Source organism: Vibrio sp. 10N.261.52.A1 (genome assembly GCF_002876325.1).
GTDB classification, from domain to species: Bacteria; Pseudomonadota; Gammaproteobacteria; order Enterobacterales; family Vibrionaceae; genus Vibrio; species Vibrio chagasii.
This window is the reverse complement of record NZ_MCYD01001031.1, coordinates 1-11,146: the sequence shown is the minus strand read 5'-3', so window position 1 is coordinate 11,146 and position 11,146 is coordinate 1. Positions and strand designations below refer to the sequence as shown.

The following is an 11,146-nucleotide window of genomic DNA, read 5'->3' as shown; positions in this document are numbered from 1 at the left end:
ACTGTTTTCTTTGCACAGATAGCACGAGCTTTTTCTGCGCCCTCGCCTTTATTTTTATTAAAACATTGGCGGTAAGTTTCGACGTATCGCTCAAATAACACTTTGGCTTCTGGTTTGGGTTGAGAGAGCAGTTGATTGACGAACTTCCTTGATCCCACTTCGAAATGCTGAGTATCAATTGGGGAATTCCAGTCCCCTCCCCAGATCATAAAACCATGATGTGCAAACAACTCGACCACATCTTCCGCCATGCCTCGGCGTTCAATGTTCTTGCGAGCACGAAAACGCGTTCTGTTCACATAGCTAGTCGCCGATTGTGAGGGCTTGACCGTGATGGTTCCGTTACTATCGAACGCTAAGAAAGGGTTTTGAACTGGGTTGATATCGATTGCCACACCGTAAGCATGCTTCGACCAACCTCCTCCACCAGTGATAGGCCGAGCATTAAACGCACTGCTGTTGTTCGCTTCCATCGAGGCATTGTCGTCACCGTTGAACTCTCGCATTAGGCGCGCAGAATGCAGTGGGAAGTTACGCTGTTTAAGCGCTAAAAAGATTTGTTCAACAGAAGGGGCGATAACATCAAGCACAATCATGTTCCCCTGCTGCGTTTCGCCCTTAAAGTTAACGAAATCAAAGTCCACTTTGGATAGGCGATCACAACCAACAGGTGCTCCACTATTCAATACCTTGTTCTTTTTCATCATGTCACACTGCCATTGAGAGACAGGCGCAACTTGGCCGTAACTCGCCGCACTGATCAAGGTTGCCAGCAAACCAACAATTAAACGTTTCATATCAAGACTCAAAAACAGTAAGAGTAAAAAGATAGGAAGTGGAAAATAACACACTCAACCTAACAGAGCGCATACTTTGCTAGTGCGTTTTGTTCCAATAAACGATTTCGCGAACTCGACCATTCTGATCCTTATCCGCCTTTCCACCAATTTCAGAAAGTTCAGGCAAGCACGCCAATGTTGGAGCGTGATAAGCAATCAGCATCAATATAAATGCGTCATAAATGTCATCTATCGCGACATCTTTACGCTTGGTATTCGAGATTGCTAACGCCAAACCCTCACACCATTGCGGGGCGAGTTGTTGAATAATCGAAAGCCTTTCTTCTTTGCCCTCTTGAGTTCGCTTAGAAAAGGTAAGCGGTTCCCCTTTCAAAGCAGCGAACACCACCTCCGGGTGAGACTCTCTGATCGATAAATGTGGGTGATCATCGATGAGTTTATCTAGCTCTCGGATTTTAGGAACAATCCCCCAAGTTTGCTTAGAGAACTTCTTACCAAGCTGCTGCATATTGGCATTACACGCCGCAATATAATCAGTTTGGTAAACCGCCTCACGACACGGAACCGGAAACACTGAAGAACCACGTTTGGTGGTTAGAAAGCGCCTTGCTGCTTTGTCACACAAGCGATCCGGAGTTTGTGCATCACTAAAACCAATCGGCATATCGATAAGTGCTGTGGAACCGATAAGATCACTCGCTAGCTCATCAAGTGCCTTTACTACTTTGAATACTGGCGCCTGATCATCAGAGACAATCCAAGCGATCCAACCCGCCTTACAGCCATCAATTCCGATGTATTTCATTGTTATCTCAAGTTACGTATACATGTAATCTACCTACTGTCGCTAACTATCGGCTTTGGATCAACTTAACTCCGGTATATATACCAACAATGATACTCAACACAGAAAAAACACCCGCGAGAGAAAGCACCGGCATGGCAACAAGAAGTTGAGTGTCATTCCCTCCTCCGGCCATTACGGCCCCAAACCCCATCAATACACCAGCAATCAAATGTTTACCAAACCGACGTATCGGGCTAAACCTCAATGAAAACGATCCTGTAAATAACGCAGCACTGATCATTCCAACCAATAGTGAGGTCATCAATATAAAACGCTCACTAGTCGGCCAGTCTTCTGTCTTCCCATGCCAAATTGAAGTACCCATAGATTTCAGCAAACCACTTGGTGTCCAATGCGGTTCATACAAAAATACGAAACCGGCCATCAACCCAATACCCAGCATCGAAAACCACAGCTTACGATTGACCGAGTTCATAAAGTAACAGCTCACTACAATTGTGAGCGAGATACTTCCAAGGAATACGTATCTAGAAAAGTCGGACAGTACCAACCTAGAACCTTTCAACTCCGAAGGCAAAACTGGAGCAAACACCAGCCATGCAACAAACCAACCGAATATAGTCGCCAACATAACCACTTCGCCGCGAGCTAACCTGCTCACTGTAGACACCCCACAGCCGCTATTGATTGCCGCGCCAATACCAAATAGAAAGCCACCAAGCAGTGAGAACAAACTCGGCCAAAAAGCCGTAGACAGCTGGCGCCCCTCAATCACTGAGCCCAATCCCATTGAGACCCAAGCTAGCGATCCACTAAACACAATCGCAACGATGAACATTGGTGATCCTTTTATCGCCTCTTTTACTCCTCTCACCATACAAAGGCCTGTGGTTTGGGCGAGATACCCTAGTAAGAAAATGCAGAGCAAAGCGAGAATAAACAACATACATAGCCTCCAGATCGCATTGATTTTGCTGTTGTCGTTCGTTAAATATAGTAAGAGCGTAAAACTTCTAGGTAAGAATATGAGCCACATACTGGTTAACTGGCATAAACATAAGCACCCCGGCTATTTGGGTAGAAACGTAACTAACGAGCTTTCTAATGCCCAATTACAGCGTTTAATGGTTCAGATTCTCCAACCCATCGAACGAGAGTTTGGAAAAGTAACGGTGACCTACGGCTATACCAGCCACTCTTTGCTCCGTTGGATATTGAAGAACTGCCCAGGTGACATGGCGCCAGACATTGACCAACATGCTTCCATGGAGCTCAACAGCAGAGGCAATCGTATTTGCCAACGCGATGGAGCAGCCTGCGATTTCTATATTGAAGGCTATGAACACCGAATGGATGAAGTCGCGAAATACATTTGCACCCACCTAGCGTTCGACCGCCTCTACTTTTATGGAAAGAACAAACCGATTCACATCAGCATCGGGCCTGAAAACAACCGGTATGCACTGATTCGACAAACACGAAGTGATGGGCTTCGCGTAAATACGAAAAGTGCAAAAGGCAGCGCCACACAGACCTTATTCGATGACTTATAATCGAAAAAACATCTAAGAGGACAAGGAATGAACGAAGAACTGTTTGCTGAGTTGGTGGCACAAATCGAAGTGGGGAAAAAATTGCCGGATGCAGTTTACCTTCATAAAGACGCCCTCAACGCCCTTCCGAACGTTCTCACTCAATTCATTCCTGCCGTCGCAAAAGCCGTTAGCTTAGAAGACGACAACTGGAACCTAGTTAAGCTATTCAAGAAAGAGTTCCGCTTATCACTACTTCACTACCCTGACTTTTACACCGACTCTTACCCGGCTTTAAAACAAAGCTTGAATGTCGACCTATCTAAACTCAGCCATAAAATTATGAGCTACGAAGGCTCTGATAACCCTCCGATTTTGCACCGCAAAGAGACCATGATTCTGCCCGACAGCGAATACTTTGAGCACTTCTCCTCTTTAACACAAGAAGGTGAAAATGCAGGGCTGTACGAGAACAGTCGCTTGATCGGATTTAAGCGCTCTTGGGAGAACTTGATTGCACGCCATGGCTACGAGCTTGTCGATGGCCGCCTGTTTCGTAGCTCTGCCATCTCGCAAGTAGAAGATGCAGGTATAGACAGACACAAAACTGCACTAGTGCGACATGAGTTGTCTGCACCGATGAAAACATTGGTAAAGCATGGTTACTTAGAAGGCTCCTATTCTATTTTCGACTACGGTTGCGGCCGAGGCGATGATTTACGAGAGCTTGAAGCGCATGGTTTAGATGTACTTGGTTGGGACCCTAACTTTCAACCGGACAACGACAAGGTCAATTCCAGTATCGTTAACTTAGGCTTTGTACTTAACGTTATTGAAGATCAAGATGAACGGTTAGAGGCACTATTGGGAGCATGGGAGTTAGCCGACAAATTCCTGGTGGTGTCTGTGATGCTGGCGAACGAGAACTACATTGCGCAGTTCAAACCCTATAAAGATGGGGTGATTACCTCTCGTAACACCTTTCAAAAGTACTATGCGCAATCTGAAATAAAAGCATACATTGAAAGAAGCCTTCAAGAAGACGCCATTACCGTCGCACCCGGTATTTTCTATATATTCAAAGACAAACTCGAAGAGCAGCAATACCTACAGAGTAAATACAAACGACACCACAAGTGGCAACAACTGACTTCGCCAGAACCTGTAGAAGCGAAAGATAAAGCCAAGCTACTTATCACTCAGCATCAAGACTTGTTCAACAGCTTTTGGAACACCTGCTTAGAACTAGGTCGTATTCCTGCCAACGACGAATTTGAACACTCCGAAAAAATCCGAGAGCTAATCGGCTCACACAAAAAAGTGTTCAACTTGCTGCAAGAAATGTTCGATACCCAAGAGTTTGAGCAAGCTGAAAAGAGCAGGAAGGAAGACCTGTTACTGTACTTTGCGATGGGACTGTTTGAGAAAAGAAAGCCGTACACCCAGCAGCCAGAGCCACTAAAGCGCGATATCAAAGCGCTGTTTGATGACTATAAAACTGCCATTAACCTAGCTGGCGAGCTGTTGTTCGCGATTGCCGACACCGACTTAATCCAGCAGCAGTGCGAGAAAGCACATAACCAGTTACCAGCCAGCCTTCTAAATGAAGGGCACTCACTGATTCTGCACCGAGACTTTATTGATGAGTTACCATTGCTATTGCGAGTCTACGTAGGCGCGGGGCTACAAATGTATGGTGAGCTAGATGAAGAAATAGACCTTATCAAAATTCATATCACATCTGGTAAGCTCACCCTAACCGCTTATGACGACTTTGAAAAATCCGTTCCTTTCTTAGTCGAACGCATAAAAATCAAAATGGCCGAGCAAGACATCGACTTCTTTGATTACGTTAATGAAGAGCGCAGGCCACCACTACTGAATAAGCACCTCTACATGTCAACTGAACATGAGAACTACAAGAAACAACAGAGCTTCGACAAACGCTTGGCGAAGCTCATGGAGTTCGAATCAAGTGAAGAAACGCAAATGGTGAGAACAGAGTTTGAAGTGCTTTTAGGTAAACACAACAAAGAAATCAAGGGCTTTATATTAAATTCAAAATAGTCCTTTTCTAGTACTAGAAAAAGCCGCACCTGCCATAGAATTATGAACTACATACCTGTAAAATACCCAGCCTATTTTGGCATACCTATGTAATAATTCTCATAGAAAAGACTAAGACATAACAAACTCAAAGCTTAGTTTGTCAAAATATGACATACCACCTATGGTTTATGTCATAGACAAATAACATAACTTAGAGCTAACTATGCAAAATCAAGATTCAGGCTATTGCTACTCCTTTCCCGCTGTTAGAGGTATTCAAGCAGGACGTCCATTTTACATTGCGACGTGCCCTCTTCGCATCATTCCAAAAATTTTCAGTTACAACGAAGATGATGTTCCGCCAGAGCTAAGAGCTCAAAGAACGTTGAACAAAACTCGTATACCTGAAATGGTGAAGTATCTGCTCGATAACCCTAAAGAGTATGTTTTTTCTGCTTTAACAGCTTCTGTTGGGATTGACATATCATTTCAAGATCATGAAGGGGCCCCTAACTTAGGGACGCTTCAAATCCCAATGGATGCGCAGATTCTAATTAATGATGGTCAACACCGTCGTAAGGCAATTGAAGAAGCATTGAAAGAAAACCCAGATCTAGGGCAAGACAATATCCCAGTCTTGTTCTTTATCGATGAAGGCTTAGGTAGAAGCCAACAAATGTTTGCAGATTTAAACAAGTACGCTGTCAAACCGAGCCCATCTCTTGGCACGCTATATGACCATAGAGATGAAAGCTCAGAGCTTGCGCGTGAATTAGCAACTAAAGTGAAACCCTTCATCGGAATGACTGAAATGGAAAAATCCAATATCAGTCCTAAGTCGAACAAACTATTCACTTTGAGCAGTATAAAACAATCTACTCGAGCGCTTTTAAGTAAAGGCCCGAAGGATGGCTTCAGTGAAGAAGAAAAACAATTAGCACGTGAATTTTGGGAAGAAGTCACGTGTCATATTAAAGATTGGCAAATGGTGATAGACAAACAAGTATCACCAGCACAGCTGCGCCAAGAATACCTTCATGCACACGGCGTTGGACTGCATGCTATCGGTGTTTTAGGTAAACACCTGCTTTGCCAAGAGCCAAAGCAATGGAAAGAAAAGCTTCAACAGCTAGCGAAGGTGAACTGGTTAAAAACCAACCCTGAATGGATTAAACGCAGCATGAACCATGGCAAACTGAGTAAATCCAATATGAATATTCAGCTTACTGCCAATGCACTAAAAATTGAACTTGGGTTACCACTAACCCCAGAAGAAAAAGCTCTAGAGAAGCAGTTATCATGATACACGAGCTAAAACTGGCAGAAGATCTCGCCGAAGAATATCAAGAATTCATCAACACTGAAGAGTTCGCAAATAACAAACTCAGCCACTATATCGCTGACGTGCAGCGTGTTTACTGCGCCGACAATCGCCCTTGGGTAATTGGTTACAGTGGTGGCAAAGACTCATCAGCAGTTATGTCACTGGTTTATATGGCACTCCTTGGTTTAGAGAAAGAGCAACGTCATAAACCAGTATTTGTCGTTTCATCAGACACCTTGGTTGAGACTCCTGTCGTTGTAAACCATATAAAAGACTCTTTAGCAGCGATACAAAAAGGCGCTAAACGCGACGACCTGCCAATCAGCTGTCACAAAGTGGTACCAGAATCAGACCAGACGTTTTGGTCAAGCCTTCTTGGTAAAGGTTACCCAGCACCAACTCGCTCTTTCCGCTGGTGTACAGAGCGAATGAAGATCGATCCAGTTAGTGACTTCATCAAAAGCAAAGTATCACAGTTTGATGAGGTGATTGTTGTATTGGGCTCTCGCAGCCAAGAAAGTGCCTCGCGTGCTCAAGTGATCGCTAAACACAAAATTGATGGTTCTCGTTTAGCTCGCCATACAACTCTAGCCAACGCATTCATTTACACGCCAATTGATACTTGGGCTGTCGATGACGTATGGAAAATCTTACGTCTGTGCCACCTAGAGACAAAAGACACACCATTAGGTACTAGGAACATCTGGAAAGATGACTACGACCTTGAATGGGAAAACCCTTGGGGTGGCAAGAACCTAGTACTTTGGAATCTTTATAAAGATTCTTCAGGACAAGGCGAATGCCCAATGGTTATTGACGAAACAACACCATCTTGTGGTAATTCTCGTTTTGGCTGTTGGACATGTACAGTTGTAACGAAAGACCGTGCGATGGAAAGCCTTATCCAAAACGGTGAAGAGTGGATGGCTCCTCTCCTGGAATTCCGAAATAAGTTAGCAATGACAACGGATCCAGCGAACAAAGAAGAATATCGAAACCACAAACGCAGAACCGGTAAAGTGAGCTACCAATACGCCAAGGAAGGTGAAGATATAGCGAGCGAGCGAAAGCACGTACCGGGACCTTACTGGCTTAAATATCGTCGCCAATGGCTTCGTGAACTTCTAGAACTAGATAAAAAGTTTAAGGCTGAAGGCCGAGAGATTGAGTTAATCACAGTTCCAGAACTGCATGCTATTCGCCAGGAATGGATTCATGATCCAAATGAGCCAGACTGGGATGACTCTCTACCGACACTTTTCAAAGATGTTTATGGTTATGACCTAGATTGGGTATACGATGATAACGCGAGTTTTGGTAAAGATGATGCACAGCTAATTCATGAGCTATGCGACAACTTCGATGTTGAGCCCGAAATGATCATGAAACTGATCGAGCTGGAAGTTTCTATGGAAGGTTTAAGTCGCCGTAGCGGTATTTCAAACAAAATCGCATCGCTATTGAAGCGAGACTGGGGAAGCTTGGAAAAGATCAAACAAAAGCATGCTTCTCTACAGAGTAAGGCTGAGTTTGATATTCACCAAAAAGAAATTGAGCGTTATAACGAACAGCTTGCTGACCTAGATAAGCAGCTTCAAAAAGAGTTTTAAATACTGAAATGTTGATTACAAAACTAACTTTAAACAACTTTCGCGTGTTTCGCGGTGTGCATGAAATCGATCTGCGCCCTGCTCCTGCTCGTCTAAGTAAAAATGGTCCTATTGAAGGAACCGAACGACCAATCATTCTGTTTGGTGGTCTTAACGGTGCTGGTAAAACATCGATTCTGACAGCTGTACGACTCGCTCTGTTTGGCCGTCAATCATTTAGCCAAGTTCTGTCAAATGGTGAGTATGTTGATGCCCTATCCGAGCTTATTCATAAAGGTGTCGGCCATGGTGGCGTTCAAGATAACGCATCTATCGAGCTTGAATTTAAATACAGCCAAAATGGTGAAGAGAACACTTATAAGGTGATTCGCGGCTGGAAGCGCGGCAAGAAAGATAACCTGTGCCTTGAAAAAGATGGTGTTCAAATTCCAGAGCTCAATTACGAACAGTGCCAAGGCTTTCTTAATGAGCTTATTCCAACGGGTATTGCTGATCTATTCTTCTTCGACGGTGAAAAAATCGCTGAGCTAGCAGAAGATGAATCTGGTAGCGTTCTTAAAACGGCTGTTCGTCGCCTACTTGGTTTAGATGTCATCGCGAAACTCAAAAGCGACCTAAGTATCTTTTTGAAAAAGCAAGGTTCCGGAGTTTTAAGCCAATCTCTAAAAGAAGAGATGAATGCACTAGATGAGCAAAGAATTGATCACGAACGTAAAGCTGAAAAGCTTCGTGGTGAGGCTGATATTGTTGATGCTCAAATTGAGCTAGCATCACGCGATATTCTTAACCTGGAAAACAAACTTTCTCAGAATGGTGGTGCGTGGGCAAAAACCAGAGAAGATGAGCAACAAAAAGTTGAAAGCTTGCTTAAAGAGAAAGTCGAGCTTGAGAAACAGATTCGTATGGAAATGGAAACGAACCTTCCATTTTCACTTGCTCCGAAAGCAATGCAAAGGCTTCAAACTCAGATCAAACAAGAACAACAAGTTAAGAAGAAGCAAAACTTTGGTAATGAGCTAGATTCCTTCCTAGAAACTCTATGCTCAAAATATCCAAGCTTTGATACCGAGATGGCGCAAAGCGCAATTGCAGATAGCTTTAAAGCACACGTCGGTGAATTCGATTCATCAGAGCTTCTTTTGGATATATCTGATCGCCAAGCGAACACCATCGACTACCAGTTATCCAACCTATCGCAAGATTCTTTCTCTCGTTTTGACAAAGCACGAGTACGCCTAAGCAAAGTCGAAGAAGAGATCGACAACGCTTCAAATAATATCGCACGTGCACCAGAGCAAGAACAAGTGCAGGAGTTATTTGCAGATGTTCGCACTTTAGATAAGAAGAAAGAAAAACTGATTATCGAATATCATAATTTACTGGAAAAGGCTAAGCGAGAACTTCGACTAGCACTAGAAACAGCACGTCAAATTCAGAAGCTGCACGATAAGCACAAAGACCAATCAAACAAAGATCAAAGTATTAGTAATGCGCAAAACTCAATCTTATTACTAGATAAGTTTGGTGAACAGCTAACTAAAGCGCGTGTGAACCAGTTAGAAAATGAGTTCGTTCAATCATACAAGAAGCTTGCTCGTAAGGAAGATTTACAACTCACAGCTTCAATCAACCCAGCAACATTCGATGTTGAGTTAGTTGATGAACACGGTATTAAGATCAACCGTAAGGCGATGTCTGCTGGTGAGAAGCAGATCTACGCGATCTCGATTCTAGAAGCTCTTGGTCGTACATCTGGTCGTAAGCTTCCAATCATCATTGACACACCACTAGGTCGACTAGATTCACATCACCGTGACAAACTGGTAGAAAACTACTTCCCAACAGCAAGCCACCAAGTGGTGATTCTATCAACGGATACAGAGATCGATAGAAACTACACAAGTCTTATCCAAGACGATATTGCTCGTACTTATGAGATCTGTTTCGACGGTACAACTAAGGCTTCAACATTGAAAGACGGTTACTTCTGGAAAGAATCGATTAAGGAGGCTGTTTAATGCTACCTAACCGCATGAACTTAACCCGCTCTACTGAAGAACAGCTCAAAAAGCTAAAGGGTTATACAGGAATCACTCCAAACGTATCGGCTCGTATCGCTTTCTTCCGCTCCATCGAAAGTGACTTTCGATACCAAGGACAAGAAGCTAAATTAGATGGCTCACTGGTGTTAGATAAGTACACATGGCTTGGTGAAACCGGTGACGTAACTGAACTAATGCTGAAGATGTACTATCCAGAACTTGATACAAAAGAGTATCAACAGGCTTGGGCAGCACATGTCGAAGACGGGATAGCTTCAATTAGAAACCATAAAGCTCTTCATAGTCTCAGCCTAAGCATTTAATAATAAAGCCTAACTCACAAAGTTAGGCTTCATAATAATTATTATAAGCTATGCTGCAGGTTCGATATTTAGCTCGGTCCCATTAAATTTCGTAATCACCTTGTGACACTTAGAAGAACTGACTGCATCTCGCAAAAACTGCAAATCTAATCTTGAGTTTGTCTCCATCATAGAAATGACAGAGTTTAGTTTATCAGATTCGATTTCTTTTCCTAACGTCATTGCTGCTAAAGCAAATTCAGCTGCTTTATTAGGGTTAATCTCAATCCATATTTTGATAATAGAAGCCCGAACCCTATCAACAGGAATATTAATATCATTAGATATACCAATTAACCGTTCATGATGATCCTTTACGCTATTTTCAGCAATAGACTCTTCAAAAATATCATTTGATATATCTAGGCGCGTGGAAATCTCACCTACATTACTAATCAAAGTATCCCATATTTCAATATCAGGATTAGTTAACGTGGCAGATGGTAAAGCAATTGATTTTATGTCGGATTTATTCATTGAATCTAACTTGTGAGACATATCTGCATCAAAAACAGCAAATAAATCGTAGTTAATTGCTTGATGAGGCTTGAAATGCTTAATGATCTTTTCGATATTAGATTCACCATTAAGACCAATAAGTTCTTTCTCTCTTAAAAAG

10 protein-coding genes are annotated in these 11,146 nt (G+C 43.0%); 6 read left to right on the top strand and 4 right to left on the bottom strand.

Going from position 1 to position 11,146, the window contains the following annotated elements; genetic code table 11:
- The 3 genes from BCT81_RS22345 to BCT81_RS22335 all read right to left on the bottom strand — a co-directional run.
- A partial coding sequence (locus BCT81_RS22345) for a M15 family metallopeptidase (protein ID WP_102425887.1) occupies positions 1–797 on the bottom strand: 797 nt, incomplete at its 3' end.
- A gap of 79 nt (positions 798–876) precedes the next feature.
- A complete protein-coding gene (locus tag BCT81_RS22340; RefSeq protein WP_102425886.1) occupies positions 877–1,605 on the bottom strand; it encodes a DUF429 domain-containing protein in 729 nt (242 codons plus the stop codon).
- 46 nt (positions 1,606–1,651) lie between these two features.
- Positions 1,652–2,446, bottom strand: coding sequence for a YeeE/YedE thiosulfate transporter family protein (locus BCT81_RS22335; protein WP_102425888.1), 795 nt, complete (start codon positions 2,444–2,446; stop codon positions 1,652–1,654).
- Positions 2,447–2,633: 187 nt separating this feature from the next.
- On the opposite strand from BCT81_RS22335, the gene BCT81_RS22330 reads away from it, so the two are divergent.
- The 6 genes from BCT81_RS22330 (at position 2,634) to dndE (ending at position 10,488) form a co-directional block, all read left to right on the top strand.
- Complete coding sequence (locus BCT81_RS22330) at positions 2,634–3,161, top strand: hypothetical protein (protein ID WP_102425885.1); 528 nt, start codon at positions 2,634–2,636, stop codon at positions 3,159–3,161.
- Between the two features lie 27 nt (positions 3,162–3,188).
- On the top strand, positions 3,189–5,207 hold the full coding sequence (locus tag BCT81_RS22325; protein WP_102425884.1) for a DNA phosphorothioation-associated putative methyltransferase: 2,019 nt from the start codon (positions 3,189–3,191) through the stop codon (positions 5,205–5,207).
- 205 nt (positions 5,208–5,412) lie between these two features.
- On the top strand, positions 5,413–6,492 hold the full coding sequence (gene dndB, locus BCT81_RS22320) for a DNA sulfur modification protein DndB (protein WP_102425883.1): 1,080 nt from the start codon (positions 5,413–5,415) through the stop codon (positions 6,490–6,492).
- A complete protein-coding gene (locus BCT81_RS22315) occupies positions 6,489–8,123 on the top strand; it encodes a DNA phosphorothioation system sulfurtransferase DndC (RefSeq protein WP_102425882.1) in 1,635 nt (544 codons plus the stop codon). The genes dndB and BCT81_RS22315 overlap by 4 nt, the downstream gene beginning before the upstream one ends.
- Before the next feature lie 8 nt (positions 8,124–8,131).
- The gene (gene dndD, locus BCT81_RS22310; protein WP_102425881.1) at positions 8,132–10,141 is read left to right on the top strand and encodes a DNA sulfur modification protein DndD; all 2,010 of its coding nucleotides are present in this window, start codon (positions 8,132–8,134) and stop codon (positions 10,139–10,141) included.
- Entirely contained in the window at positions 10,141–10,488 is a 348-nt protein-coding gene (gene dndE / locus BCT81_RS22305; RefSeq protein WP_102425880.1) for a DNA sulfur modification protein DndE, read from the top strand. Before dndD ends, dndE begins: the two co-directional genes overlap by 1 nt.
- Before the next feature lie 48 nt (positions 10,489–10,536).
- Here the strand turns inward: dndE and BCT81_RS29200 are convergent.
- Positions 10,537–11,146 (bottom strand): hypothetical protein (locus BCT81_RS29200; RefSeq protein ID WP_157938884.1); only part of this gene is annotated, 610 nt, incomplete at its 5' end.

What these genes read in the sequence shown, in the direction of transcription:
- BCT81_RS22340 (WP_102425886.1), bottom strand. Translation starts at nt 1,605, where the DNA reads ATGAAATACATCGGAATTGATGGCTGTAAGGCGGGTTGGATCGCTTGG.
- BCT81_RS22335 (WP_102425888.1), bottom strand. Translation starts at nt 2,446, where the DNA reads ATGTTCATCGTTGCGATTGTGTTTAGTGGATCGCTAGCTTGGGTCTCA.
- BCT81_RS22330 (WP_102425885.1), top strand. Translation starts at nt 2,634, where the DNA reads ATGAGCCACATACTGGTTAACTGGCATAAACATAAGCACCCCGGCTAT.
- BCT81_RS22325 (WP_102425884.1), top strand. Translation starts at nt 3,189, where the DNA reads ATGAACGAAGAACTGTTTGCTGAGTTGGTGGCACAAATCGAAGTGGGG.
- dndB (WP_102425883.1), top strand. Translation starts at nt 5,413, where the DNA reads ATGCAAAATCAAGATTCAGGCTATTGCTACTCCTTTCCCGCTGTTAGA.
- BCT81_RS22315 (WP_102425882.1), top strand. Translation starts at nt 6,489, where the DNA reads ATGATACACGAGCTAAAACTGGCAGAAGATCTCGCCGAAGAATATCAA.
- dndD (WP_102425881.1), top strand. Translation starts at nt 8,132, where the DNA reads ATGTTGATTACAAAACTAACTTTAAACAACTTTCGCGTGTTTCGCGGT.
- dndE (WP_102425880.1), top strand. Translation starts at nt 10,141, where the DNA reads ATGCTACCTAACCGCATGAACTTAACCCGCTCTACTGAAGAACAGCTC.